This window comes from Alcanivorax sp. IL2 (assembly GCF_047495475.1).
Taxonomy (GTDB): domain Bacteria; phylum Pseudomonadota; class Gammaproteobacteria; order Pseudomonadales; family Alcanivoracaceae; genus Alcanivorax.
This window is the reverse complement of record NZ_CP179932.1, coordinates 579,877-604,775: the sequence shown is the minus strand read 5'-3', so window position 1 is coordinate 604,775 and position 24,899 is coordinate 579,877. Positions and strand designations below refer to the sequence as shown.

Here is a 24,899-nt window from a genome sequence, read left to right as displayed (position 1 = left end):
ATTTCCCTCTCTCAGCAGAACAGGGTGCTGCCGTAGCAGTTTTGTTTCGGCGCCAGATCAAACTCCGGGTGTTCCAACAACAACCCCGGCGCACCGAGCAATGCAATAGCCTCATCAATGCCGCGGTTGCCTAGATCTGCATTGGGGTTGTACACATCCAGCAGTTTCACGGAAGGGGCATTGAGCCACCAACCGGTATTGGCCGGAACCGCATAGCCGCTTGAGCAACGGGGAGTGGCATTACTGGTGGCACAGTTATCAAAGGCGCCAGGAGGTAACTCTGCCGTCGGCGTCAGTTTGCTGTAACGCGGGTAGGCAATAGGCTCTCTCTGGAAGGAAAGAAAGAAATCCGAGGTATCTTCAAAGGTCAGTTTATGAACGTTACGAAGGTCGGTATTGAGGCTTGCAAAAACCGTATCCATTACTGCTTCCGCGGCACAGGCAAGGGGGTTAAAAAAACCACAACTTCCCCCCAGGAACTCGAGATTGTTGGTTTTCAGTTCCGCAGCTTGCAAGCCAAGCGTCTGCATTCTGGTGCCGGCTATATCGACAAAAAGTGCATCAGCAAGATTATTACCGCAGTCATCATGTCCAATGCTGGTCCTTCCCGTACAACCGGTTGCTCTTATAGTAAAGATACTCAGCAATCTGGCTTCGATATCCATGGTCAGTGACAGTTCGGAGCCCAGAAAACCGCTGACGCTGTTTATCCCGGAATGGCATCCCACAACGCCAGAGCCTGTCACCGCACCGGTATTACAGGTAGTGGCAAACGCTGTGTTTTCCTGATTCACAGCATTATTCGTGTAATACCGCCGCCCTGCACTGATTGCCCCATCTGCGGATTGCGCGCCAATTTTTATCCCGGCAATCTCGCGTAATGTCGTTGAGTCATCATTCTTAACCGCGAACTCGATATAAGGCCTGTCCAGTGTAAAAGGGCTTCCTGGATCGCCGATATCGGTGCCGTTTCTTCCCATCAGGCTCAGGTAATCAATATCGATATCACAACCTGCATGACCAGAAAGGTGGTCGTTAATCCCACCACAGCCAAGCTGTAACTTTGAAACGTTAAGATTCAACTGAATCTCACCGTCCAGACCAATCCGATAGAACTCAAAGGGTGTTGAGTAGGCATTGGGATTGGATAATGCGCTGCCCGATATTTTGTCGGAAACGATTAGCCCCTGACCCGTAACAGCTCTCATCTGATCCTCATCAAGTGGACTCATCCCTCCAGCATTGAACGCGTAGCAAGATGAAAAACAGAATAATATGAGCGCAGATGATATTTTTACTGACGGAATTTTTTTTGTTTTATTTTCCATAAAAATTCCCTAGTTCCCCGCACCATAGCTGGTAAATTTCATGTAATTCACCTGTAAACCTTCCGCTCTGGCATCCCCAAGGTTTGCAGCTCCAGTACGAATAACGGGAAGAGTGTTGGTGCCGGGAACTCCCAATAGCGTTGATGGGTTCATCTTGTTCACCGTGGTGTAATCAGACCCGGCACTGATGTTGTAGCTGCCGCCGTAGCCACATTGGTAATCACTCCCGTTATTGGCGGTACAATTAACCGCCTGACGATAGTAACGATCCGCAACACTTCCGGTGCCTCCACGCGGGGCATAATCACCACAATTGCTTCCCCCCGGGCAGGAGTACTGATCCTGTCCGGGCCGAACATCCACCGCCGTGATCATGTAAGCGAACGCATCGAAGTCATCGCAGCTTTCACACTTGCGAAAGAAGATGCCGTCATCGGTATCGTTATAGGCATTGCGATTGGGAGTAACCGTTGTCGATATCGGTGGGCATCCAACCCCACGGCAGGGATACCAATCTCCCCAACGTGAATAGCCATGGGTGACGAAATACGAATCATCCACCGCATGAGAAGGCGTTGCGCCAGGCGTATTGCTCAATAACGCTGCCCGGGCAGTGATATAGCCAGCATCGGCACTGTCCGGTACTGCCAGAGAATAGAAATGATCATGAACCGCTGTATGGGTAGGAACATCGGGAAGACGGGGAATTTCCAGAATGAAATTCCCATCCTGGGACGGCACCGTATCCAGGGTCAGCGCCTGATAGTAAAGCTGTCCCAGCGGAACATAGGCATCCACATTTTTGAAATGCAGACCTTCAAGGGCATCAAACCTGACCGGTTGCCCCACCACATCGCTGGCGCCCGGACCATCATGCTGTGCCGCGGAAAACCGGAAGTCTCCCTGCAGGCGACTGTGGTAAAGGATGGCGAAGGTTTCGTTACCCGGTTGGGTAAACTGGAAAAGACGGAAGGCTGAATTAGCCGCATTACCACGAATGATGGTCTGGGTTTTCAGCAAATCCCCGGTACCCACGGCCAGGTTGTCATTATTGCCGGAGCGACCTACTTCCAGTTCTCCCCAGAAGGAAAAGGTGTAATCCGGCTGGGCACTGGGCGCCAGATATTCATAGATGGTGCTGTCCGGGTTATTGGGATCACTGTTGAGGACGTTGCCATCGTAGCTGACTCCCCTGGGTGAAAATGCGCGTAACAGGTAAGGGTTATCATGGGGTGCAAAGTCACTGATTAACCCTCCTCTGGGGCAGCCGAGGCTTGAGGCATCACAGGACGTGCCGAAATTGCCGCCAGTTTCATCCCAGTGAAATCCACCGGTACCCGCACCGGAAATGTTCACGCCATACCAGCGCAGATCCCCCCGTTGCAGCGTGGTGCTGCCTACCGGATCTGACCCCACCTGCTCGAAATAACTGGTGGGCTTGATCAGCCAGCGGAAATCCTCAAAGCCGATAGCCAGCCCGGTGCCGGTTACCTGAGACAGGCTTTCTTCATCCAGGGATTGCAGTGCAGACATCCCTGGCATCGGGGCAGCCGCGAGCACAACCAGCAAAACACGGGATAACCTGATGCAGGTTCTGTCATTGAGTCTGGTGAGCATGCTCACCTCATTGCGTTGTTATTGTTTTATGTGCAGCCATTCATTTTTGTGACTGATCGGTCATACGAAACTAACGCAACTAATATGCAACTCAATGCTTAAAATAAAACAATGTGTTTACCGTACGGGTAGGCTTTTGATTTGAAAGGGCTTCGCCGCTTTTTTATGCGATGAGCGGTTTGGTCAGAAATGGGGGATATTGGGTCAACCAGAAAGGCTGTGGGTAACTATTGTAGGCGGAGAGCACTGCGCCTGACTCCATGGCAGAGATAGCGCTCTTTTATTTACCAATACAGAAGGAGGAAAAAATACGCCCCAGCAGATCATCGGCAGTAAAGGCACCGGTGATTTCTTCCAGGGCTTTCTGGGCGGCGCGCAGGTCTTCTGCCAGCAATTCGCCAGCAGCGTGACCGTGCAATTGCTGCTCGCCCTTGTCCAGGGCGGCCAGGGCCTGCTCCAGGGCAGTGATGTGGCGGCGGCGGGCGGAGAAGCGGCTCTGCCCTTCGCCTTGGCCCATCCCTTTAAACCCCGCAGCGTCTTTCAGGTGATCGCGCAGATCAGAGAGCCCTTCAGCGGTGGTGGCAGAGATCACGAAGCTGCCGTCATCACGGGGGCCGGTGGCCATGCCGGACAAATCGGCCTTGTTGAGCACCACGGTAACCGGCAGATCCAGATTCTCCAGTTGTTGCTGACTCTGCGGCAGCAAGCTGTGGATATCTTGTGGATTAACTTCACCCTCGCGGGAATCCACCATGACCAGCAAACGGTCCGCTTTTCTCATTTCCGCGTAGGCGCGGCGAATCCCTTCCTGCTCCACCACGTCAGCGCTGTCACGCAGGCCGGCGGTGTCGATCAGGTTAAGCGGCATGCCATCGAGCTGGATAGATTCGCGCAGCACATCCCGGGTGGTGCCGGCGATATCCGTGACGATGGCAGCATCGAAACCGGCCAGGGCATTCATCAGGGAAGACTTGCCGGCGTTGGGTTTGCCGGCGATCACCAGGGTCATGCCTTCCCGGACCAGGCGGCCCTGGTTGGCCTCCTCCAGCACCCGCAGGCACTGCTCGCGCACGTCATGCAGATCGCCAGCCACCTTGCCATCGGAAAGAAAGTCGATCTCCTCCTCCGGGAAGTCGATTGCTGCTTCTACATAGATGCGCAATCCGATCAATGCCTCCACCAGACGATTCACCTGGTCAGAGAATACCCCTTGAAGGGAATGCAGAGCAGCCCGCGCAGAGGCGCTGGTGCCCGCGTCAATCAGGTCCGCAATGGCCTCGGCCTGGGTCAGATCCATCTTGTCGTTAAGGAATGCCCGCTGGGAAAACTCCCCGGCCCGGGCCTGGCGGGCGCCGGCGGCAATGCAGGCAGCCACCAGCATATCCAGGATCACCGGGCCGCCGTGGCCCTGTAGCTCCACCACATCTTCGCCGGTAAAGGAATGAGGGGCGGGAAAGGCAATCACCAGTCCTTCATCAATAACGTCGCCCTTGCCATCCCTGAATTTGGCGAAATGCGCCATTCGCGGCGTCAGTGTGCGACCACCAACAATGTTGCCTGCGATGTTTTCGGCGTTAGGCCCTGACAGACGCACCACGCCAACCCCACCCCGGCCGGGCGCAGTGGCAATCGCAACAATGGTGTCCTGGGCAGTATTCGACATGGAGTGATTCTGGAAGGCCGTAACGGGAGCATCAGCATAAAACAAAACCGGCCGGGAAATCCCGGCCGGTTTGCAAAGAACAGCGGGGCGAGCCCGTTATCCCTCGTTTTCGATCTTGCGGGTGATCACCCACTGCTGGGCAATGGAGAGAATGTTGTTGGTCAGCCAGTACAGCACCAGACCCGCCGGGAACCACAGCATGAATACGGAGAACACCACCGGCATCCACTTCATCACCTGGGCCTGCATGGGGTCGGCCGGGGTGGGATTGAGGCGGGTCTGCAGGAACATGGAGGCGCCCATCAGGATTGGCAGGACGAAGTACGGATCCATTACTGACAGATCGTTGATCCACAGGAAGAACGGTGCCTGACGCAGCTCCACGGATTCCAGCAACACATAGTAAAGAGCGATAAACACTGGCATCTGAACCAGCATGGGCAGACAACCACCCAGCGGGTTGATCTTTTCGCGCTGGAACAACTTCATGGTTTCCATTTGCGCTTTCTGCTTGTCGTTCTTGTTCTGCTCCTTGATGCGCTGCATTTCCGGCGCCACCTTGCGCATTTTCGCCATGGAGCGATAGCTGGTGGCACTGAGCTTGAAGAAGATCGCCTTGATAATGAGCGTGAGGAGGATAATGGCAACACCCCAGTTACCGACGCCCATGCCAATGTCGATATCCATGCCGAACACGGACACTTCACCACTTTGCAGGAATACCAGCAGGGCGAAGATCGGCTGGGAGATAAACCACAACCAACCGTAATCCACAGTCATATTCAGACCGGGGCTAATCGCCTCCAGCTTGTCCTGCTGCTTGGGCCCGGCATAGAACTCGGCGTAGAGCACCTTCTCTTCGCCCGGCGCCACCTTGATGGTGGGGGACACAAAGCGAAGCAGGTACTGACCGCGTTTTTCCAGGTGAACGCTGGAGTAATGGTTCTTTTGCTGGGCATCAGGCACCCAGGCTGACACGAAATAGTGCTGCGCCATGGCCAGCCAGCCGCCTTGGACGGTCAGGTCCAGCGGGTTTTCTGACATGTCTTCAAAATCGAGTTTGTTGTAAGGCTTTTCGCTGTCCCAGTAGGCGCCACCCAGATAGGTGGGCATGGGGATAAAGCCACTGTTGGACAGACCAGGATCTTCGCTGCCATCACGCTTGATCTGGCCATACAAGGCACCGGACCACTCGCTGCTGCCCTGGTTACGAATAATATGGCTGACACGTACCAGGTAGCTGCCGCGTTCGAAGGTGAAACGCTTGACCAGCTCGGCGCCATTGTCCTGACGCAAGGTCAGATCCACGTTCAGTTCCTGGGTGCCGTCATCCAGTTGGTAGCTCTGCTGGGCAGCACTCCATAGTGGACGGCCAGCGCTGGAATCTGTGCCGTTCTTGCCAATCAGGCCACTCTGAGCCACATAGGTGCGGCTGGCATCCTGCTCGAGCAGCACGAAGGGCTGGTCCGGGGTATCCACATGATGGGGGAACTCAGGCAGCGCCAGACGAACGATATCGCCGCCCTGAGGATCGATCTCCACGCGCAACACATCGGTATTGACCCGAATGCGTTCCTGGCGGGCTGTAGTTTCAGTGGATTCGGCAGAAGGGGCATCAACCCGCTCTGACTGTGCAGAGGGAATACCGTTATCCACATCATCTGCCTGGGGGGAAGGCAGGTTGAGTCCGTCGCCATTGCCTTGCGCGCTCTGCGCAACCTCCTCAACGGGGGCTGGCTGGGTCGGGTTGGCATAATCCTGTTGCCAGGCCTGAATCATCAGGTAGGAAACGATGGCAATGCCGGTGATTACAAGGGCGCGCTGGATTTCCATAACAGACTATTCTGTGGCGAGAAAAACGGGCCGCAGTTTCTCAAGCTTGCCCGCACTTAGCAAGCAGCTTGTCGAATAGCTTGCCAAGCTGGTCGGTGACTTCTGCCGGGTCAGGATGATCCACACGTCCTCGAACCAGCAAAATAATGTCCAGACCTGCCAGCTGATCCTGCCGCAATCGGAACTGTTCCCGCGCTCTGCGTTTGACGCACCCACGGTCGACGGCACGTTTGGCACGCTTGCGACCAATCACCAATCCCAACCGGGGCAGAGCCTGCTGGTTGGGACAAGCCAACAACAGAAACGCCGCATTGCCCACTTTCCATTTGGAGTGGTCGAATACGGTCTGATATTGGGGTCCGGTGAGAAGTCTGTGCTGGCGGGTAAAAGCCTGGGTTGTTGGCACTGTTACCTCAGCCAGGAGGGCAGAGTAAGACGGTTGGCTCAGGCAGCCAACCGCTTACGACCCTTGGCACGACGAGCGGCCAGGATTTTGCGACCGTTTTTGGTCGCCATGCGAGCACGGAAACCGTGGGCACGTTTGCGCTTGAGTACGCTGGGCTGAAATGTGCGTTTCATGGTGTCTTCCCCATGGAATGAGACAGCAATTGGAAGGCCGGCAAGTCTAGGGAAAGCGAAATCCCCTGTCAATCGGCTTTTCAGACAAGTTCAAGACCTGCTGGAGAGAACTGTTAATAGAACTTAAATATTTAAATGTTTTTTAGTAGTAGTAGTTATTATAGGGGAAGGCACTTTTTGTGGATAAGCGCGAAAAGGCTATTTATATCATTAGTTTGCGTCGTTGATAACTTGCGTACCATTGTGTGTAAGTACTGGGGACGAGCGGGGGACGACCTGTCATTAAATGTGGGTATAAGTTGTCCCTCCAATTGTCCACCGGGTTGTACCTGCATTCCCGCACAGGGTTATGGCCCTAGTTATCCACAGAAATAAAGCCGGAAAAATCCTGGCTGCCCTGTGGATAGTTATCGCTCGGAGGGGGTAGAATGACGGGCTCGATTCCGGTTCATTGACCGAATTTTCATTCAGTTCATAAAAGACGATTCAGGGCTCAAGAGTGCCGCTGGACTGTGATTTCTGTCGCGGTCGGGCCCTGTGTTCTTCCTCTTCCCGTCTCAGTGGAAGAGGAAAGGACGGTATCGTTCCAGGATAATAAGGCGTGTGCGTGTCTGAAGAGCTCTGGCAACGCTGCCTGACTCGACTCGAGGATGAGTTGCCGTCACAGCAGTACAATATGTGGATACGGCCATTACAGGTGGCTGCATCTGCGGATGGCGCCGAGCTGACGCTGTTTGCACCCAATCGGTTTGTGGTTGACTGGGTTCGTGACAAGTACATGGACCGTATCGGCGAGGTGCTGGGCGAGCTGCAAAGTGGCGCCCTCCCCCAGTTACGGTTGGAGGTGGGGTCCAGCCGGATGCCCACTCCGTCTGCCCAGTCGTCATCCCCTGTCCCTGCCAGCCCCGCTACGCCATCTTCTGGTCATATGCGCACACCGGAGCTGGCAGAGAGCAAACCGCAGCCTACGGAGCTGGGAGGCGCCCGCAAACATCGCAGCAACCTCAACACCGGGTTCACCTTTGCTACCTTTGTCGAAGGCAAGTCCAATCGCATGGCGGCGGCAGCGGCCCAACAGGTGGCGGAGAACCCGGCCAGTCATGGCTACAACCCCCTGCTGTTGTACGGGGGCGTGGGCCTGGGTAAGACCCACTTGATGCACGCAGTGGGCAACGAGTTGCTGCGACGCAACCCCAATGCCAAGGTGGTCTATCTGCACAGTGAGCGTTTTGTGGCGGACATGATCTCCGCCCTGCGCAACAAGACCATCAACGAGTTCAAGCGCTTCTATCGTTCGGTAGATGCGCTACTGATTGATGATATTCAATTTTTTGCAGGTAAAGAGCAGTCCCAGGAAGAGTTCTTTCATACCTTCAATGCCCTTCTGGAAAATGGTCAGCAGATCATCCTTACCTGCGACAAGTTTCCCAAGGAAGTGGATGGTCTCGAAGAGCGGCTCAAGAGTCGGTTCGGCTGGGGGTTGTCCCAGCCCATGGAACCGCCGGAGCTGGAAACCCGGGTCGCGATCCTGAAAAAGAAGGCGGAAGAAGCCAAGGTGGATCTGCCCAATGACGCGGCCTTCTTTATTGCGCAACGAATCCGTTCTAATGTACGTGAACTGGAGGGGGCGCTGCGCCGGGTGATCGCTCATGTGCGTTTCACCGGTGCCCAGATCGATATCGGCCTGATCAAGGAAGCGCTGAAGGATCTGATTGCCCTGCAGGCGCGGCAAATCAGCATCGACAATATTCAGCGTGTGGTGGCCGAGTACTACAAGATCAAGATCAATGACCTGCTCTCTCCACGTCGGACCCGTTCGGTGGCGAGACCGCGGCAGGTGGCCATGGCGTTGTCCAAGGAACTGACCAGCCACAGCCTGCCGGAGATCGGTGAAAATTTTGGTGGCCGTGATCACACCACCGTGTTGCATGCCTGTCGTAAGGTATTGCAGCTGCGGGAATCCAATCCGGAAATCGAGGAAGATTACCAGAGCCTGTTACGGACGTTGACGTCCTGACGGGGAAGCCCGGCCTGGTGGCCGGTTCTGAGCATCCATATGTAAAGGAAGGGCCCGGGAGCCTCTGGCCCAAATAACCAGAACGGGAAAGCGCGATGAAATTCTCAATCAATAGAGAACAACTGCTCAAGCCCCTGCAACAGGTGGCTGCAGTGGTGGAAAAACGGCAAACCTTGCCGGTGCTGTCCAATGTCCTGCTGGAAGTGGGAGATGGTCAGCTTTCCATGACAGGCACCGATCTGGAGCTGGAGCTGGTGGCTCGCCTGCCCCTGGAGGGGGAGCATCAGGCCGGGGAAACCACGGTGCCGGCCCGCAAGCTGGTGGACATTGCCAAGAGCCTGCCGGCGGAAGCCGACATCCGTTTCGAGGTGGATGGCGAGCGCATGCTGGTTCGTTCCGGTCGCAGCCGTTTCACCCTCTCCACCCTGCCCGCGTCCGAGTTTCCCAATCTGGAAGAAGATGCTGCCGGCTCCAGTCTGGATATCCAGCCAGGCGTGTTGCGCAGCCTGATCGATCGTACTGCGTTTTCCATGGCCCAGCAGGACGTGCGCTATTACCTCAACGGCATGTTGTTCGAGCTCAAGCCAGGCCGTCTGCGCGCCGTGGCTACCGATGGTCACCGCCTTGCCCTGTGCGATGCGGAGCTGGATGTGCCGGTGGAAGAAGCGTCGGTGATCCTGCCGCGTAAAGGGGTGATGGAGCTGTCCCGCATCCTGGGTGATGCTGGCGAAAATGCCCGCCTGACCGTGGGCCGCAATCATGTCCGTATTGTGGTGGGGGCGATTACGTTCACCTCCAAGTTGGTCGATGGCAAGTTCCCCGAGTATGACCGGGTGATTCCCAAGGAAGGCTCGCGCACCATCATCGCCGACCGGGAAACCCTGCGCCAGGCTCTGGCTCGGGTGGCGATCCTGTCCAATGAAAAATACCGGGGTGTGCGGGTGCAGCTGTCTGAAGGCAGCCTGCGTATCGTAGCCAACAACCCGGAGCAGGAGGAAGCGGAAGAAGAAGTATCCGTGGATTTCAATGGTCAGCCCCTGGAGATCGGCTTCAACGTGAGCTACCTGCTGGATGTGCTCAACACCATGGCCGGCACTCAGGCGGAGCTGGAAATGGGCGACAGCAACAGCAGTGCCCTGGTGCTGGACCCGGAGAGCAAAGCGGCTCTGTATGTGGTCATGCCCATGCGGCTGTGATCCACAGCCCTTGCTCCTCCCCCAATACCCGGCCACCGCGCCGGGTATTTTTTTGCCCGGCCTCATCTGCTGCTGTAAAAGCGTCTTACCATGGAGGGCACAGAGCACACAGAGGTGAAGATCTTTCGCCACCCTCTTGGTCGAAAATGGGTTTTTCTCAGTGAACTCTGTGCCCTCTGTGGTGGAAACAGGTTTTAGCATCATCGCCCCTGCCCTCTCCCTGAGCTACAATCGGTGCAGTCATTTCTTGCCGCTGTGGCGGCTTCCCTGGTTGGTGTGGGTGGATTCCTTTCTATGTTGAGTCGTCTCCAGCTCGGAGATTTTCGCAATTACCGTCAGCTGGATATTGCCCTCTCCCCTTCCCTTAATGTGATTCTTGGTGACAACGGCAGCGGCAAGACCAGCCTGCTGGAGGCCATCTATTTCATTGGCAGCGGGGGGCGCTCGTTTCGTGGTGGCAGACTGTCGCGGCTGGTTCGCGACGGTGCCTCCGCGGCAACCCTGTATGCCGAAGTAGAGGTGGGTGAAAAGAGCCACCGGCTGGGGGTGCGCCGTACCCCGGGGGGGATTGATGCCATCAAGCTAAATGGGGAAACCCCCAGGGCCTTGAGCGAGGTGGCTGGTCTTCTCCCTGTTCTGGCCCTGCACCCCACGTCGGTGGAGCTGGTGTTCGGGGCCTCAGCCCTGCGCCGGCGGTTTATGGACTGGGGAATGTTCCACGTGGAACATGAATTTATGCCGGTATGGCGCACCGCGTCCGCGGCCCTGAAGCAACGTAACGCCCTGCTCCGCACCGGGCGTCCGAACCCCCGTGAACTGGGGTTTTGGGACCAGCAACTGGCGCAGACTTCTGATAGAATCGAAGGGTTGCGTCGTAGCTATCTGCAAGCCCTGCAGTCAGGGCTGGATACGGTGTTGTCTCATCTGGCACCGGAGCTGAAAATCCGGGTGCAACTACAGACGGGACTACAAAAAGACGAGAGTTATGCGGATGCCCTGGCTCGCCTCCGTCCTGACGATATCCGACGTGGGTTCAGTCAGGCAGGGTATCATCGCAGCGATATTCGTATCGAAACCCGGGGAGTGGTGGCGCGAGATCGCCTTTCCCGGGGCCAGGCCAAGCTGGTTGCCTATGGTCTGGTGCTGGCTCAGTTGCCGTTGATCAGCCAGGCAGGGAAAGTCTGTACCCTGCTGGTGGATGATCTGGCTGCTGAGCTGGACGAAGAACACCGTAATCAGATGCTGGGATATCTGGCTTCCACCGGTCACCAGACCCTGATTACCGCACTGGATCAGCCCCAATGGGAGGCTGTGGTGCAGCAGAACAAAGCGTTACGGGCGATCGAGAGCAAAATGTTCCACGTGGAACATGGCCAACTTCGGCCCCTCACCGGGAGTGAATAAGGAAATACCATGGCGGAGAAAAATTACGATTCATCCAGCATCAAGGTGCTGAAAGGGTTGGACGCCGTTCGCAAGCGCCCTGGCATGTACATCGGGGACACGGATGATGGCACTGGCCTGCACCATATGGTCTTCGAGGTGGTGGATAACTCCATCGACGAGGCGTTGGCTGGCCACTGTTCCGAGATCAAGGTGGTTATCCACCCGGATGAATCCGTGTCCGTCCAGGACGATGGTCGGGGTATTCCCGTGGACATGCACGAAGAAGAAGGCATGTCCGCCGCCGAAGTGATCATGACTGTGCTCCATGCCGGGGGTAAATTCGACGACAACAGCTACAAGGTGTCCGGCGGCCTCCATGGTGTGGGGGTGTCTGTTGTGAATGCCCTTTCCGAAGAGCTGAAGCTGACGATTCGTCGTAACGGCCAGGTCCACGAGCAGGTCTACCGCCACGGTGTACCGGCTATGCCTCTGGAAGTGGTCGGTAATACCGACAGCAGCGGCACAGCCATTCATTTCCGCCCTTCTCCGGAAACGTTTACCAATATCAAGTTTCACTACGACATTCTGGCCAAGCGCTTGCGGGAACTGAGCTTCCTGAACTCTGGGGTGCGTATCCACCTGCTGGATGAGCGTAATGGTGAAGAGGATGTGTTCGAGTATGACGGCGGCCTGAGCGCCTTCGTCAGCTATCTGAACGAAAACAAGACGCCCCTGAACCAGGTATTCCACTTCCAGTTTGACCGCGAAGAAGACGGCATTGCTGTGGAAGTAGCCATGCAGTGGAATGATTCCTACCAGGAAAATCTGTTCTGCTTTACCAATAATATTCCCCAGCGGGATGGTGGTACCCACTTGGCTGGCTTCCGGGCTGCCCTCACCCGCACCCTGAACAGCTATATGGAAAAGGAAGGTCTGCTCAAGAAAGAGAAGGCTAACCCCACCGGCGATGATGCCCGTGAAGGTCTGACCGCGGTGATTTCCGTGAAGGTGCCGGATCCCAAGTTCTCCAGCCAGACCAAAGACAAGCTGGTGTCTTCCGAAGTGAAAAGTGCGGTCGAGCAGACCATGGGTGAGTTGTTCCAGGACTACCTGCTGGAAAACCCCCAGGAAGCCAAGGCCATTTCCTCGAAGATCATCGATGCGGCCCGTGCCCGGGATGCGGCGCGCAAGGCCCGGGAAATGACCCGTCGTAAAGGCGCGCTGGATATTGCCGGCCTGCCCGGCAAGCTGGCGGACTGCCAGCAGAAAGACCCTGCCCTCTCCGAACTGTATATTGTGGAGGGTGATTCTGCGGGGGGCTCTGCCAAACAGGGGCGCGACCGCAAGAATCAGGCGATCCTGCCGCTGAAGGGCAAGATCCTCAACGTGGAAAAGGCCCGCTTCGACAAGATGCTTTCTTCCCAGGAAGTAGGCACGTTGATTACCGCCCTTGGCTGTGGGATCGGCCGCGACGAATACAATATTGAAAAGCTCCGCTATCACCGCATCATCATCATGACCGATGCGGACGTGGATGGCTCTCACATCCGCACCCTGCTGCTGACGTTCTTCTTCCGCCAGATGCCCGAGCTGATTGAGCGGGGCTATATCTACATTGCCCAGCCGCCGCTCTACAAGGTGAAGAAAGGCAAGCAGGAGACCTATCTGAAGGATGATCCGGCCATGGAGGAGTACCTGACCACCCTGGCTCTGGAAAAAACCGCCCTGTATCCGGGTGATGATGCGCCGCCAATCAGTGGAGAGCCCCTGGCCAACCTGATTGCGGAATACCGCAACGTCATGAAGATTGTCGACCGTCAGTCGCGGGTTTTCCCCAAGGAAGTGCTGGAGCAGATGATTTACATGCCTTCGGTCAGCGAAGAAGGCTTGAAGGATCAGGCGGGCATGGAAGACTGGTGCCAGGTGCTTGGCAAACGGGTAGATGCGATCACCGATGCCACCCAGACCTTTACCATCACCGCCGCTCGAGACGAGGAGCGTGGCCTGTACCTGCCGCGTGTGCAAGTACTCGCTCACGGTGTACCTCGCGAATACCGCGTGACTCTGGATTTCCTGCAGTCGCCGGATTATCAGAAGATCAAGGCACTGGGGGAAACCCTGGAAGGCCTGCTGGCCGCGGATGCCTATATCCAGCGTGGCGAAACGCAGCGCCCCATCCGGCACTTCGCCGACGCCCTGGAGTGGTTGATGATTCAGGCTCGCCGTGGCACCAGCTTCCAGCGCTACAAAGGGTTGGGGGAAATGAATGCAGAGCAGCTGTGGGAAACCACCATGGACCCGGAAAGCCGGCGTATGCTGCAGGTCACCATCGAGGACGCCATCGCAGCAGACCAGATCTTTACCTGCCTGATGGGTGATGATGTGGATCCGCGTCGCAAGTTTATCGAGTCCAATGCACTTCAGGTCTCCAATCTGGACGTCTGATACAGCGTCGTTTTGCCGTAACGAAAACGAAAAAGGGGCTGTCTGGCCCCTTTTTTGTTTTTGCCCTCCTCGCTTCCCCTTCTTCCTGTCTCTCCTGCATTAGTGCTGATCGTCGTCTGCAATCGTAAAAGCTGATCTGAACAGTATTCAATTTGTAACTGTGTGAGTGTAGTTTGTAAGCATAACAAGCGCGGCATCAGCGGATGCTGGCGCTCATGAGGGTCAGTGCCCCTGGAGGCCGTAAAGAGGTCGTGACTTTTCCGGACCCTCTATGCCCGGACTGTCCGCTGTCATAGGGCGACAATGTGAGGGTCGGGAAAACTGCTCTGCAGATCAGGGATGAAAGGAGCCGCATGGTGAAAAAGGAAAAGGATTACCGTAGCGATAAGCGTCGCAGGGCAAAGCTGTTAAGCCATTTACCGCTGACGGGTCTCACTGGCCTTTTGCTATTGGCAATAGTGACGGTTTTGATTCCGGCCTGTCAGGGACTCACGGCATCGGTTGGCCAGGAAGGCACACTGCCGAATAACCGGTTACCGGCGGGGTTAAGGGGCTAGCCTGAAATAAGCAGATAAAAAAAGCGAACCCTTACGGTTCGCTTTTTTTGTCGCGTATCGGGTAAACGTTGTTGTTTACTCGACCGCGAAATCTTCCAGCTTGGCGCCCTTCTCCAGTGCGCCCTGCAGCCACAACGGACGTTTGCCGCGGCCGGTCCAGGTGTTGCTGCTATCGTTCGGATCGCGGTATTTCACCTTGGCCGGACGACGCACACCGGTTTTCTTCTTGGCGGCTTTTTTGCGGGTGGTTTTCTTTTTGCCGGCGGTATCCTTCAGCAATGCTTCCGGAGAGACGCCCAGATCCTTGGCCATTTTCTCAAGTACCGCCTGAGCATTTTTCAGCTCTGCCTTGCGCTTCTTGTCCAGTGCGGTTTCCGCTTGCTTGATCAGTTTTTCCAGTTCATCAACGGAAAGTTCATCAAGATTAATGCTCATTGAGTAGCCCTTGTTATCGATGATTAACAGCGGCACAAACTCTAGTTATTTTAGCGGGGAAAGGCAATTAAACTCGTGATAGATGGACAATAAAAAAACGATTTTAAAACTATTGAGGGTAATGCTGGTGAATCCAGTTTTCTGCTTCTTCGGTAACCTGTTTAGCCTTTTTACCGTCACTGTTAATCGGCGGGCTGATGCGTAAGGTAATCGTCCCAGGCAGGCGCATCCAGGAACGGGCGGGCCAGCAATTGCCGCTGTTATGGGTAATGGCCACAACCGGGACGCCAGCCTGACACGCCAGCATGGAACCACCATGATTGAATTTACCCAGGGTGCCCGGTGCCTGGCGTGTACCCTCCGGGTAAATCACCACGGGAATGCCAGCTTGCAGGCGTTGCTTGCCTTGCTGCAGTACAGATTTTAGTGCCGCACTGCCATTGCTGCGATTGATGGTAATCGGTTTTAGCAAGGCCAGACCCCAGCCGAAAAAAGGCAGCCACAGTAACTCGCGCTTGAGTACGGTGGCCTGTGGTCTGATCAGCAATTGCATATAAAAGGTTTCGAAACTGCTCTGGTGATTCGCCAAGACTACGAAAGCCCCTGGAGGCAGATTCTCACGCCCTTCCACCTGAATGCGCACGCCGTTAAGCCGCTGCAGCAGCCACATGGCAAAGCCGGTCCACAGATTGACGAAATTATAGCGACGGCGGTAGGGAAGGAAGGGGCCAACCAGTACGCAGAAAACACTGTGGATAATGCCGGCCAGGTTATACAGCACAAAAAACAGAATGCTGCGTATCTTGATGGGCAGCGAATAATGCGTGTGCTGGGTCATGCCTAATCCTTCAAAATATGATCTGTAAAATCCGCCAGGGAGTCGTAGATATCGACATGGCCCAGCGTAGTCGGCAAGCCCTTGTTCTGTGTCTTGGCGCCCTTTCCGGTTAATACCAGTACAGGTTGGCAACCACGGGCTACCCCGGCTTCCAGGTCCCGTAGGCTATCACCAATCAGGGGCGTGCCGGTGACATCGCCATACTCGGTAACAATCTGGTCGATCAGGCCGGGAGCGGGCTTGCGGCAGTCGCAACCATCGTCCGGGCCGTGGGGGCAATAAAACACCTTGCCGATCTCGCCGCCCGCTGCACGAACCAGATCTGCCAGCCGTTCATGCATGGCATCCAGTGTCGCCACATCAAAGTAGCCACGGGCAATACCGGACTGGTTGGTGGCCACCACCACGGTATAGCCTGCCCGGCTGAGACGGGCGATGGCGTCAATGCTGCCCGGTAATGGAATCCACTCGTTCAAGGTTTTGATATAGGCGTCGGAGTCTTCGTTAATGACACCGTCTCGGTCGAGGATGATGAGTTTGTTCATGCCTTTCTTGCCCAATACCAATCATGTTCGTAGGAGCCATGCTTGCATGGCGAGAGGGTTACAGATTACCAAGAAGCAACCGGTATCGTGCCGCCAGCGACGCGCCTACGGGATAAACAAAGGCCGCTTGGAAGCGGCCTCGTTTTTTCTCGTGTTGCGTCTAGCTGTTCGTCATTCCTGCAGCAGACTGATATCCGCCACATTCAGGAACAGGTCGCGCAGGAAGGCCAGCAGGGCCAGGCGGTTGTTGCGCACGGCCTCGTCGTCCGCCATTACCATGACGGTGTCGAAGAAGGCATCCACCGGCTTGCGCAGCTCAGCCAGCATTTCCAGCACGCCTTGATAGTCCCCTTTCTCAAGCAGCGGTTCGGACTGCTCGTAGCTGGCCACCACCAGATCGGTGAGGGTCTGCTCGGCCTCGTCTTCCAGCAGAGCCCCATCGATTTCCTCCGGCGGTGCCTGATCCAGCTTGGCGAGGATATTGGACACCCGCTTGTTGGCGGCGGCCAGGGCCTGGGCTTCTTCCCGAGGCTGGAAGGCGGCCACGGCTTTCACCCGGCGGTCGAAATCCAGCGGCTTGCGACAGGCATCGTCGATGGCCAGTACCGACAGGATCACCGGTGTAGCAATGCCCTGCTCCTGGTAGATGGCCCGGTAGCGACCCTTGATGAACTCGAAGGCTTCAGCAGCCTCGGCGCGGTTGATACGCAGCTCCAGCTGATCACCGGCTTTTTCCAGCAGATGGTGAAGGTCCACATCAAGCTGGTTTTCGATGATGATACGCAGCACACCCAGGGTAGCCCGACGCAGGGCGTAGGGGTCCTTGGTACCGCTGGGCTTCTGGCCGATGCCGAAGATGCCCACCAGGGTATCGATCTTGTCGGCCAGAGACACGGCCATACCGGTCTTGCTCTGCGGCAGCTTGTCGCCGGCGAAACGCGGCAGGTACTGCTCGTACAGGGCCTGGGCCACTTCCTCCGGCTGGCCTTCCAGGCGCGCCAGATAGAAACCCATGATGCCCTGCATGGTGTCGAACTCACCGACCATTTCGCTGTTCAGGTCCGCCTTGCTCAGCTCACCAGCCAGCTTGGCCTGTTCGGCATCGCCTCCGATTTGCTCGGCGATAATGGCGGCCAGTGCGCCAATACGTGCGCACTTGTCAGCCACGGTGCCCAGCTGTTGCTGGAATACCACATTGGCCAGCCCCTTGCCGTGCTGGGCCAGGGTCTTCTTGCAGTCGTTGTCGTAGAAGAAGGCCGCATCCGCCAGGCGCGGGCGAATCACCTTCTCGTTGCCGTGGATCACCTGCTGGGGATCCTTGGACTGGATATTGCTGATGGTGATGAAGCGCGGCATCAGCTTGCCGTTGGCATCGAGCACCGAGAAATATTTCTGGTGCTCTTCCATGGCGCTGATCAGCGCTTCCTGGGGCACACGCAGGAAGTCGTCGTCGAAGCTACCCATCAGCGCCAGTGGCCATTCCACCAGGGCGGTGACTTCATTGAGCAGATCCGGGTCGATCTGCGCGGTACCACCGGCTTCCTTGCCGGCGGCGATGGCCTGTTCTTCAATCATCGCCTTGCGGCGAGCGAAGTCGGCGATCACATGACCGTCTTTTTCCATGCGCTCGGCGTAGTCGCTGGCGGTAGCCAGCTCGATGGCGCCGGGGGCATGGAAACGGTGGCCGTAACTGGTGCGCCCGGCGTGCAGATCCAGCAGCTCGAAGGGCACCACCTCATCACCGAACAGGGCCACCAGCCAGTGCGCCGGGCGCACGAACTGGACCTTGCGTTTGCCCCAGCGCATGCGCTTGGGGATCGGCAGCTTCTGTACCGCCTGGGCAAAGAAGTCGGGAATCAATTCAGCGGCGGGTTTGCCTTTCTCGGTGATCTGCGCCACCAGGCGCTCCCCTTTGCCGGTGTCCTGACGACCCAGCTGGTCCACGGTCAGCCCCAGGGAAGACGCAAACCCTTGCGCGGCCTTGGTGGGGTTACCGTCCTTGTCGAAGGCGGCCTGCACGGCCGGACCCTGGCGTTCGATATCCCGATCGGCCTGCTTGTCATCCAGGCCACGCACCAGCACAGCCAGACGGCGCGGGGCGGCAAAGCTTTCTACCTCACCGTGGTTGAGACCGGCTTCATCCAGTTGGCGGACAAATTCTTCCGTCAGCGCCGCACTCAGAGTGGGCAGCGCCTTGGGGGGCAGTTCTTCGGTGCCCAGTTCAATCAGCAAATCCCGGGACATTATTGCTTCCCCTTCTTTTTGGCGGCCTGCTTTGCGGCCTTTTCATCCTGCTTTTTCAATTCCGCCTCCACTTCCTCGCGGATGCTGGCATCCGCCATGGGGAAGCCCAGCGAACGCCGCTTGTCGAAGTAGGCCTGGGCCACGGCCCGGGCCAGGGTGCGCACACGCAGAATAAAGCGCTGACGTTCGGTGACGGAGATGGCCTTGCGGGCATCCAGCAGGTTGAAGGTATGGGAGGCTTTCAGCACATACTCATAGGCGGGCAACGGCAGGCCGGCCTCGATCAGTTTGGTGGATTCGCCCTCGAACAGGTCGAACTGCTTGAACAGTTCATCCACGTTGGCGTGTTCGAAGTTGAACGTGGACATCTCGATTTCGTTCTGCAGGAACACGTCACCGTAGGTGACCTTGCCGAACGGGCCGTCGGACCAGACCAGGTCGTAGACCGAATCCACGCCCTGGATATACATGGCCAGACGTTCCAGACCATAAGTGATCTCGCCGGTGACCGGGTAGCAGTCGATGCCGCCAACCTGCTGGAAGTAGGTGAACTGGGTGACTTCCATACCGTTGAGCCACACTTCCCAACCCAGACCCCAGGCACCCAGAGTGGGTGATTCCCAGTTGTCTTCCACGAAGCGGATATCGTGGACCAGCGGATCAAAACCCAGCATCCGCAGGGAACCCAGATACAGCTCCTGAATATTGTCCGGGGACGGTTTCAGTACCACCTGGAACTGGTAATAGTGCTGCAGCCGATTTGGGTTTTCCCCGTAGCGGCCATCGGTGGGCCGGCGGGAAGGCTGCACATAGGCACTGTTCCAGTTTTCCGGGCCGATGGCGCGCAGGAAGGTGGAGGGGTGAAAGGTACCCGCGCCCACTTCCATATCCAGGGGTTGTACGACCACGCACCCCTGTTCGGCCCAGTACTGTTGCAGGGCCAGAATCAGGCCCTGGAAGGTCAAAATATCCGTCTGCGGTTGTTCCGCCATGCTGAATCCTGTTGTTCGAGTTCGATTGCCGCGAAAGGCGCCAAGTATACCGGGCCGACCGGGCCGGTGATACCGCTGGCCGGACGACTACTGACAGCAGGGTGTCAGGAGTGAACCGGTAGAATGACGCACCAGGCCGGCTCGGGTAATGTCGATGGCCAGAGTGGCATAACCAGTGCGATAACAGGGAAAGAGCATGCGACGCGCGGAACGCTTGTTTCAGATCGTGCAGATTATCGGTGCCAGCCAGTGGACCACCGCCCAGACATTGGCGCAGCGATTGGCGGTATCGGAACGGACTATCTATCGGGATATCGATCACCTTTCTGCCAGTAGCGTGCCCATCTATTCCCAGGCGGGTAAAGGCTATGCGTTGCTGGAGGGCTATCAGCTGCCGCCGTTAATGTTCAGCGTGGAGGAATGGCAGGCCCTGCTCACCGGTCTGGCCATGGCCCAGGGCTGGGCCGGCCGGCGCCAGGCGCAAGCCCTGGCGGCGGTACAGGAAAAGCTGGCCATGGCGGTGCCGGCCCAGTTGCGCGCCATGACGCCACCGGTGAGCGCCCCGCCGCTACCGGAGCGGCGCATGCTGGGCGCCATGCTCGATCCGTTGCAGCAGGCCATCGCCGAACGGGCGAAGGTACGCCTGCATTACCGGGATCTGCAGGATCAACATAGCCGGCGAGTGATTTGGCCTCTGGGACTATACTTCTGGGGCCACTGCTGGACCCTGGCGGGCTGGTGTGAACTGCGCGGCGGCTTCCGCCATTTTCGGGTGGATCGCATCGTTATCCTGCAGACCCTGGAAGACAGCTACCCGGTACGTGCGGGCCAGACCCTGGCCGATTACCAAGCGTCTTTTGACTGTGCAACAACGGAAGAGAAAAGAGATGAACGACCGCTGTCCCTGGTGCGGGGATGACCCGCTCTACCAGCACTACCACGACCATGAATGGGGGGTTCCCGAATACGATGATCGGGCCCTGTTCGAATGCCTGAACCTGGAAGGTGCCCAGGCCGGCCTGAGCTGGATTACCGTGCTGCGCAAGCGTGAGCACTATCGCAAGGTATTCGACGGTTTCGACGCGGAAAAGATCGTTCGCTATGACGACCGCAAGGTAGCCGCCCTGCTCCAGGATGCGGGGATTATCCGCAACCGTCTGAAAGTGGCTGCCACCATCGGCAACGCCCGGTCCTATCTGGCCCTGCGTGACGAGGGCCTGACCTTGAGCGATTTCCTCTGGGACTTTGTCGATGGTAGCCCGCAGATCAATCATTTCCACACCCTCAAGGAGGTACCCGCCGTTACCCCGGTGGCTGAAGCCATGAGCAAGGCGCTGAAAAAACGTGGCTTCAAATTTGTCGGCCCTACTATCGTCTATGCCTTCATGCAGGCCACCGGCATGGTCAACGATCACCTCACCACCTGCCCGCGGCATCGGGAGTTGAGTTGAAAGTTCAAAGTTTAAAGTTGAAAGGCGCGATAGAGGCATCCGCTAACCATTAGGCACTTTCGCCGCGCCGCAACGCGAAAAAACGACAGAACCGGGTCCTGAAAAAGGTGGCTTTTTCTATCCCTTACGGCGCGGCTCCAGTGATAATCGGCTGGCACCAGAACAGGCCCGCGCTTTGCAACTTTGAACTTTCAACTTGTTCCTCAAAAGTTGGTACAGCCCTTGCTCTGTATAAAGGAAACCAGACAAGGACAGTACGGTGGACAGGCCATGAATCAGAGCAAACCCATTGCCATCATCAAGACCGGCAGCACCTTCCCGCAGATCAGCGCCCATTACGGTGACTTCGAGGCCTGGATACACCAGGGACTGGGGTCGGTCACCGATGTCATGGTCATTGATGCGGAACAGGGGGGGCCGTTTCCTGCCCTGAGCGAGCTGGCGGGCGTGGTCATTGCCGGTTCCCACGCCATGGTCACCGATCAGGCGCCATGGATGCGGACGTTGATGCGCTGGTTATACACCCTGGTTCACGAGGCGGTGCAAGTGCCGGTCCTGGGGCTGTGTTTTGGCCACCAGCTGTTGGCTCACGCCCTGGGTGGCGAAGTGGCGGATAACCCCATGGGTCTGGAAGTGGGCACTATTGCCCTGCGGTTGACCGGTGCCGGACGACAGGATGCCCTGTTAGGCGCCATCGCCGGACATCCGTGGGCACAAGTGGTGCATCGTCAGTCAGTACTGACTCCGCCCCCCGGCGCCATGGTCCTGGCCAGCAACGGCCACGATGCCTGTCAGGCCTTCCGCTATGGAGAGCGGGTCTGGGGGGTGCAGTTTCATCCGGAATTCAGCGCCGATGTGATGCGCGCCTACCTGCAGGCCTTGCGTGGTGAGGGACTCACCCAGCAACAAGTGGATAGTCATCTGCCGGAAGTGCGCGAATGCGATGATGCCCGCACCATCCTGAATCGCTTTGCCCTGCTCACGGCAGCGCAGGTGGCGTAACCAACCTATGGCGTAGGAGCGTAGCGACGTTCCTACGGCCGCCCCCCGCTTTTTTACCCGCCCTGGCCTGAACCAAACACCGCACCGATCAGGGCACTGCCCTGCTGCATGGGGTTCTGGCGGATCAGGGATTCCTGTTCGCCGATGCGGGTGTAGAGTTCGTCCATGCTGTTGTCGATGACGTAGCTTTCCAGGTTCATACTGGGCTTGTTAGTGAGTGGTAACTTATCGTACACCGCAAGCAGGCTTTTATACTGGTCGTAGAAGCCGGTCTTTTTCAGGTTGTCTTCCACAATCGGCTGGTAGCGCTGGCGCAGGCTGCTTTCGGTCTCACCCCGAAAATAGGCGGTGGCCGCGGTATCACCGCCACGGATAATTCCCAGGGCATCATTGACGCTCATGCTGGTGATGGCCTGCTTGAACACCGGTGCCGCTTCCGCCACCGCCTGCTCCGCGCCACGGTTCATGGCCGTTTCCACCTTATCCACATAGCTGCCGAAACCGAACTGGCGCAGGGTATCGGCAACTGGCTGGGCGGCCGCGGGCAGCTTCAGATTGAATGCCCCGGTCTGGGAGAGCTGGGTGCTGGCCCGGTCGGTGCCGGTGATCAGGGCTTCCTTGATGCCGGCGGCCAGTTTCGAGTCGGTGTCGTAGCCGGCGTTCTTGGCCATCTGGTTGCCCATGTCCACCCAGGGCATGGCGGCTTCCATGGTCTTGCAGCCGCTCACCATGCTTACTATCAGTAACCCCGCCAGAACCCCAAGCTGTTTCATACCGTGTTCTCCTTATGATGTGCGGCCAATGCTACTGCATTCCGGGCTGGCTGCTAAACTCATATTGTTAATTGTAGGAGCGGCGCTTGAGCCGCGAATCTGCTTGCGAGAAGGCCTTCCCAAGTACGATTCGCGGCTCAAGCGCTGCTCCTACGCAGGGAGTGACGAGGGAATGACCGAAGACGACTACCGCGAACAACATAAAAAACGCCTGGCCTACATGCCCTGGCTGTACGGTCGCCTGAAAGCGAAGCACCGTGCCTGGGCAGAGCCCTGGCAGCGGGATATCCAGCAAAGCCTGATGGCGCTGGAAACCGTTCGTTTCGGGCAGGACTGTTTTGTGGCGCCCCAGGCGGTACTGTTGGCTGAGCCTGGTCGCGACATTATCGTGGCTGATGGCTGCCAGATCGCTGCAGATTGCGTCATTCATGGCCCGATCCGCCTGGGCGAACGGGTCAGCCTCAACCATCATGTGACCCTGGATGGCGGTGCCGCGGGCATCCAGATCGGCGACGACAGCCGCATTGCCGCTTACTGCACCCTCTATGCGTTTAACCACGGACTGGACGCGAACCGACTGGTCCGCGAGCAGCCGGTGACCTCGAAGGGGATCCGCATCGGTCGGGATGTGTGGATCGGGGCCAGGGCCGGCATCGTCGATGGGGTCACCATTGGCGATCATGCGGTGGTCGGCATGGGGGCCGTGGTGACCCGGGACGTGGAACCCTGGACCATTGTCGCCGGCAACCCGGCTCGCCCGGTAGGCCGCCGCCCGGGTGGTACCTGATTTATCGCGCTTCCCCCTATTGAACACCCCGCCACATAATCGGTAACACCCTCTTTGTTGAACGATGTTTAGCAATGTTGTTTATTAAACATCGTTAAACAAACAACAACACAAACCGAGAGGGAAACCCCATGGACGAGAGCGCGATTCAACGTCATTCCGGCGGCTGGTTGTTCTACGTGAAAGCGGCCTTCGGCATCAGCCTGGGCCTGATGGTTCTGGGTATCGTCTGGTTGCCCACGGACCTGTGGATCAAGGGCTACCTGGTGATGGGCATCATGTTCGTGGTGGGCTCCACCATCACCCTGGCCAAGACCCTGCGCGACGACCACGAAGCCCGGCGACTGATCAACCGCATCAGTGAGGCGAAGACCGAGCGCCTGCTCAAGGAATACACGGAGTGAAGAACGCCTGACGCCGGCCTGGGAAAACCCCCAAGGTTTTGTCAGGCCCCTGGATAACGACCAAACTCTGGAGAATCATCATGGCGACCGCCTGGAACAAACTGAAAACCCTGATGCGCGGCCAGGCCCGTGTCAGCATGGAACAGATCGTCAATGCCAACGACATGCTGTTGCTCGATCAGCAGCTCTATGAAACGGAACAGTCCCTGCGTGATGCCCGCCGACAGCTGGCGCGGTTGATGGCTGAGCAAAAACTTAACCGCCGCCGCAGCGACGAGTTGCTTGGTCAGATAGGCTACTACGAAGATGGTGCCCGCCAGGCTCTGGCCGCCAGCGAGGATGCGCTGGCTCTGGATATCGGCAAACGGCTGGCGGACCTGGAACAGCAGCAGGCGCGCCTGGAACAACAGGGCATTGCCCTCAACCAGCAGGAAGCGGAATACCAACGTTTCATCCAGCAAGCGGCAGACCAGTTGAAAACCCTGCGCCACGAACAGTCCCTGGCCAGAACCCAGGAAGCGCTTTTCGGGCAGAGTCAGAATCGGGATGCTCAGGGGCGCGGTCTTGCCGAACGGCTCAGCGACAGCAAGCAGACGCTGCAGCAAATCCAACAACGGCAGGAAGAATGCCGTCTGTTGTGGCACAGTGAGATTCACTGTGACTGGCAGACAGGCGATGGTCAGATCGACAGTCTGGACAGGCGCATGGCCGATGCCGGCATCGGTGACAGTCAGGCCGAGCGGGCGCGGGTGATTCTGGCCAGGTTGCAACCGTCCTGAATCAGATCATCTGTGGGATGGGTCGAGC

At 57.4% G+C, this 24,899-nt stretch carries 22 protein-coding genes; 10 read left to right on the top strand and 12 right to left on the bottom strand.

Features of this window, described 5'->3' with window-relative positions; translation table 11 throughout:
- Nucleotides 1-11: 11 nt before the first annotated feature.
- The 6 genes from ACMG4N_RS02815 to rpmH form a co-directional block, all read right to left on the bottom strand.
- Nucleotides 12-1,328: a hypothetical protein gene (locus ACMG4N_RS02815; protein ID WP_414432871.1), complete on the bottom strand. Its 1,317-nt coding sequence runs from the start codon at nucleotides 1,326-1,328 to the stop codon at nucleotides 12-14.
- Between the two features lie 9 nt (nucleotides 1,329-1,337).
- Nucleotides 1,338-2,861 (bottom strand): hypothetical protein, encoded by a 1,524-nt coding sequence (locus tag ACMG4N_RS02810; protein WP_414432870.1) that lies wholly within the window; start codon nucleotides 2,859-2,861, stop codon nucleotides 1,338-1,340.
- Nucleotides 2,862-3,225: 364 nt separating this feature from the next.
- On the bottom strand, nucleotides 3,226-4,608 hold the full coding sequence (gene mnmE / locus ACMG4N_RS02805; protein ID WP_297767685.1) for a tRNA uridine-5-carboxymethylaminomethyl(34) synthesis GTPase MnmE: 1,383 nt from the start codon (nucleotides 4,606-4,608) through the stop codon (nucleotides 3,226-3,228).
- Nucleotides 4,609-4,704: 96 nt separating this feature from the next.
- Complete coding sequence (gene yidC, locus ACMG4N_RS02800; RefSeq protein WP_414432869.1) at nucleotides 4,705-6,441, bottom strand: membrane protein insertase YidC; 1,737 nt, start codon at nucleotides 6,439-6,441, stop codon at nucleotides 4,705-4,707.
- A gap of 40 nt (nucleotides 6,442-6,481) precedes the next feature.
- Complete coding sequence (gene rnpA / locus ACMG4N_RS02795; protein WP_297767679.1) at nucleotides 6,482-6,847, bottom strand: ribonuclease P protein component; 366 nt, start codon at nucleotides 6,845-6,847, stop codon at nucleotides 6,482-6,484.
- Between the two features lie 38 nt (nucleotides 6,848-6,885).
- Entirely contained in the window at nucleotides 6,886-7,020 is a 135-nt protein-coding gene (gene rpmH / locus ACMG4N_RS02790; RefSeq protein ID WP_011590025.1) for a 50S ribosomal protein L34, read from the bottom strand.
- A gap of 607 nt (nucleotides 7,021-7,627) precedes the next feature.
- Here rpmH and dnaA point away from each other — a divergent pair.
- From dnaA to gyrB, 4 genes are all read left to right on the top strand, one after another.
- A complete protein-coding gene (gene dnaA, locus ACMG4N_RS02785; protein ID WP_414432868.1) occupies nucleotides 7,628-9,037 on the top strand; it encodes a chromosomal replication initiator protein DnaA in 1,410 nt (469 codons plus the stop codon).
- A 95-nt stretch (nucleotides 9,038-9,132) separates the two neighbouring features.
- Nucleotides 9,133-10,233, top strand: coding sequence for a DNA polymerase III subunit beta (gene dnaN / locus ACMG4N_RS02780; protein ID WP_035245693.1), 1,101 nt, complete (start codon nucleotides 9,133-9,135; stop codon nucleotides 10,231-10,233).
- 294 nt (nucleotides 10,234-10,527) lie between these two features.
- A complete protein-coding gene (gene recF, locus ACMG4N_RS02775; RefSeq protein WP_414432867.1) occupies nucleotides 10,528-11,637 on the top strand; it encodes a DNA replication/repair protein RecF in 1,110 nt (369 codons plus the stop codon).
- A gap of 9 nt (nucleotides 11,638-11,646) precedes the next feature.
- Complete coding sequence (gene gyrB / locus ACMG4N_RS02770) at nucleotides 11,647-14,064, top strand: DNA topoisomerase (ATP-hydrolyzing) subunit B (protein ID WP_297767670.1); 2,418 nt, start codon at nucleotides 11,647-11,649, stop codon at nucleotides 14,062-14,064.
- Nucleotides 14,065-14,696: 632 nt separating this feature from the next.
- Here the strand turns inward: gyrB and ACMG4N_RS02765 are convergent.
- The 5 genes from ACMG4N_RS02765 to glyQ all read right to left on the bottom strand — a co-directional run bounded on the left by ACMG4N_RS02765 (nucleotide 14,697) and on the right by glyQ (nucleotide 19,675).
- Nucleotides 14,697-15,056 carry an H-NS histone family protein gene (locus ACMG4N_RS02765; RefSeq protein WP_290536932.1) on the bottom strand — a complete coding sequence of 120 codons (360 nt, stop codon included), beginning with the start codon at nucleotides 15,054-15,056 and terminating at the stop codon, nucleotides 14,697-14,699.
- Between the two features lie 109 nt (nucleotides 15,057-15,165).
- Nucleotides 15,166-15,894, bottom strand: a complete 729-nt coding sequence (locus tag ACMG4N_RS02760) for a lysophospholipid acyltransferase family protein (protein ID WP_414432866.1) — start codon at nucleotides 15,892-15,894, stop codon at nucleotides 15,166-15,168.
- A 2-nt stretch (nucleotides 15,895-15,896) separates the two neighbouring features.
- Nucleotides 15,897-16,439: a D-glycero-beta-D-manno-heptose 1,7-bisphosphate 7-phosphatase gene (gene gmhB, locus ACMG4N_RS02755; RefSeq protein WP_414432865.1), complete on the bottom strand. Its 543-nt coding sequence runs from the start codon at nucleotides 16,437-16,439 to the stop codon at nucleotides 15,897-15,899.
- 171 nt (nucleotides 16,440-16,610) lie between these two features.
- Entirely contained in the window at nucleotides 16,611-18,683 is a 2,073-nt protein-coding gene (gene glyS / locus ACMG4N_RS02750) for a glycine--tRNA ligase subunit beta (protein WP_414432864.1), read from the bottom strand.
- On the bottom strand, nucleotides 18,683-19,675 hold the full coding sequence (gene glyQ, locus ACMG4N_RS02745) for a glycine--tRNA ligase subunit alpha (RefSeq protein WP_414432863.1): 993 nt from the start codon (nucleotides 19,673-19,675) through the stop codon (nucleotides 18,683-18,685). Before glyQ ends, glyS begins: the two co-directional genes overlap by 1 nt.
- Before the next feature lie 196 nt (nucleotides 19,676-19,871).
- On the opposite strand from glyQ, the gene ACMG4N_RS02740 reads away from it, so the two are divergent.
- From ACMG4N_RS02740 to ACMG4N_RS02730, 3 genes are all read left to right on the top strand, one after another.
- On the top strand, nucleotides 19,872-20,594 hold the full coding sequence (locus ACMG4N_RS02740) for a helix-turn-helix transcriptional regulator (RefSeq protein ID WP_414432862.1): 723 nt from the start codon (nucleotides 19,872-19,874) through the stop codon (nucleotides 20,592-20,594).
- A complete protein-coding gene (locus ACMG4N_RS02735; RefSeq protein ID WP_414432861.1) occupies nucleotides 20,563-21,126 on the top strand; it encodes a DNA-3-methyladenine glycosylase I in 564 nt (187 codons plus the stop codon). The genes ACMG4N_RS02740 and ACMG4N_RS02735 overlap by 32 nt, the downstream gene beginning before the upstream one ends.
- A 270-nt stretch (nucleotides 21,127-21,396) precedes the next feature.
- A complete protein-coding gene (locus tag ACMG4N_RS02730; protein WP_414432860.1) occupies nucleotides 21,397-22,128 on the top strand; it encodes a glutamine amidotransferase in 732 nt (243 codons plus the stop codon).
- Nucleotides 22,129-22,181: 53 nt separating this feature from the next.
- Here ACMG4N_RS02730 and ACMG4N_RS02725 read toward each other — a convergent pair whose 3' ends face one another.
- Nucleotides 22,182-22,901: a DUF4197 domain-containing protein gene (locus ACMG4N_RS02725; protein WP_297767645.1), complete on the bottom strand. Its 720-nt coding sequence runs from the start codon at nucleotides 22,899-22,901 to the stop codon at nucleotides 22,182-22,184.
- Nucleotides 22,902-23,073: 172 nt separating this feature from the next.
- Here ACMG4N_RS02725 and ACMG4N_RS02720 point away from each other — a divergent pair, with 172 nt between their 5' ends.
- The 3 genes from ACMG4N_RS02720 (at nucleotide 23,074) to ACMG4N_RS02710 (ending at nucleotide 24,871) form a co-directional block, all read left to right on the top strand.
- Nucleotides 23,074-23,688, top strand: a complete 615-nt coding sequence (locus ACMG4N_RS02720; RefSeq protein WP_414432859.1) for an acyltransferase — start codon at nucleotides 23,074-23,076, stop codon at nucleotides 23,686-23,688.
- A gap of 131 nt (nucleotides 23,689-23,819) precedes the next feature.
- Nucleotides 23,820-24,092, top strand: a complete 273-nt coding sequence (locus tag ACMG4N_RS02715) for a YiaA/YiaB family inner membrane protein (RefSeq protein ID WP_272963034.1) — start codon at nucleotides 23,820-23,822, stop codon at nucleotides 24,090-24,092.
- A gap of 80 nt (nucleotides 24,093-24,172) precedes the next feature.
- The gene (locus ACMG4N_RS02710; RefSeq protein WP_414432858.1) at nucleotides 24,173-24,871 is read left to right on the top strand and encodes a PspA/IM30 family protein; all 699 of its coding nucleotides are present in this window, start codon (nucleotides 24,173-24,175) and stop codon (nucleotides 24,869-24,871) included.
- Nucleotides 24,872-24,899 lie beyond the last annotated feature (28 nt).

Excerpts from the sequence above, each read along its gene's own strand:
- ACMG4N_RS02760 (WP_414432866.1), bottom strand. The coding sequence starts at position 15,894 with ATGACCCAGCACACGCATTATTCGCTGCCCATCAAGATACGCAGCATT.
- ACMG4N_RS02710 (WP_414432858.1), top strand. The coding sequence starts at position 24,173 with ATGGCGACCGCCTGGAACAAACTGAAAACCCTGATGCGCGGCCAGGCC.
- gmhB (WP_414432865.1), bottom strand. The coding sequence starts at position 16,439 with ATGAACAAACTCATCATCCTCGACCGAGACGGTGTCATTAACGAAGAC.
- ACMG4N_RS02810 (WP_414432870.1), bottom strand. The coding sequence starts at position 2,861 with ATGTCTGCACTGCAATCCCTGGATGAAGAAAGCCTGTCTCAGGTAACC.
- ACMG4N_RS02725 (WP_297767645.1), bottom strand. The coding sequence starts at position 22,901 with ATGAAACAGCTTGGGGTTCTGGCGGGGTTACTGATAGTAAGCATGGTG.
- rpmH (WP_011590025.1), bottom strand. The coding sequence starts at position 7,020 with ATGAAACGCACATTTCAGCCCAGCGTACTCAAGCGCAAACGTGCCCAC.
- yidC (WP_414432869.1), bottom strand. The coding sequence starts at position 6,441 with ATGGAAATCCAGCGCGCCCTTGTAATCACCGGCATTGCCATCGTTTCC.
- ACMG4N_RS02740 (WP_414432862.1), top strand. The coding sequence starts at position 19,872 with ATGCGACGCGCGGAACGCTTGTTTCAGATCGTGCAGATTATCGGTGCC.
- glyQ (WP_414432863.1), bottom strand. The coding sequence starts at position 19,675 with ATGGCGGAACAACCGCAGACGGATATTTTGACCTTCCAGGGCCTGATT.
- dnaN (WP_035245693.1), top strand. The coding sequence starts at position 9,133 with ATGAAATTCTCAATCAATAGAGAACAACTGCTCAAGCCCCTGCAACAG.
- mnmE (WP_297767685.1), bottom strand. The coding sequence starts at position 4,608 with ATGTCGAATACTGCCCAGGACACCATTGTTGCGATTGCCACTGCGCCC.
- ACMG4N_RS02720 (WP_414432859.1), top strand. The coding sequence starts at position 23,074 with ATGACCGAAGACGACTACCGCGAACAACATAAAAAACGCCTGGCCTAC.
- ACMG4N_RS02730 (WP_414432860.1), top strand. The coding sequence starts at position 21,397 with ATGAATCAGAGCAAACCCATTGCCATCATCAAGACCGGCAGCACCTTC.
- recF (WP_414432867.1), top strand. The coding sequence starts at position 10,528 with ATGTTGAGTCGTCTCCAGCTCGGAGATTTTCGCAATTACCGTCAGCTG.
- glyS (WP_414432864.1), bottom strand. The coding sequence starts at position 18,683 with ATGTCCCGGGATTTGCTGATTGAACTGGGCACCGAAGAACTGCCCCCC.
- ACMG4N_RS02715 (WP_272963034.1), top strand. The coding sequence starts at position 23,820 with ATGGACGAGAGCGCGATTCAACGTCATTCCGGCGGCTGGTTGTTCTAC.
- ACMG4N_RS02765 (WP_290536932.1), bottom strand. The coding sequence starts at position 15,056 with ATGAGCATTAATCTTGATGAACTTTCCGTTGATGAACTGGAAAAACTG.
- ACMG4N_RS02735 (WP_414432861.1), top strand. The coding sequence starts at position 20,563 with ATGAACGACCGCTGTCCCTGGTGCGGGGATGACCCGCTCTACCAGCAC.
- gyrB (WP_297767670.1), top strand. The coding sequence starts at position 11,647 with ATGGCGGAGAAAAATTACGATTCATCCAGCATCAAGGTGCTGAAAGGG.
- ACMG4N_RS02815 (WP_414432871.1), bottom strand. The coding sequence starts at position 1,328 with ATGGAAAATAAAACAAAAAAAATTCCGTCAGTAAAAATATCATCTGCG.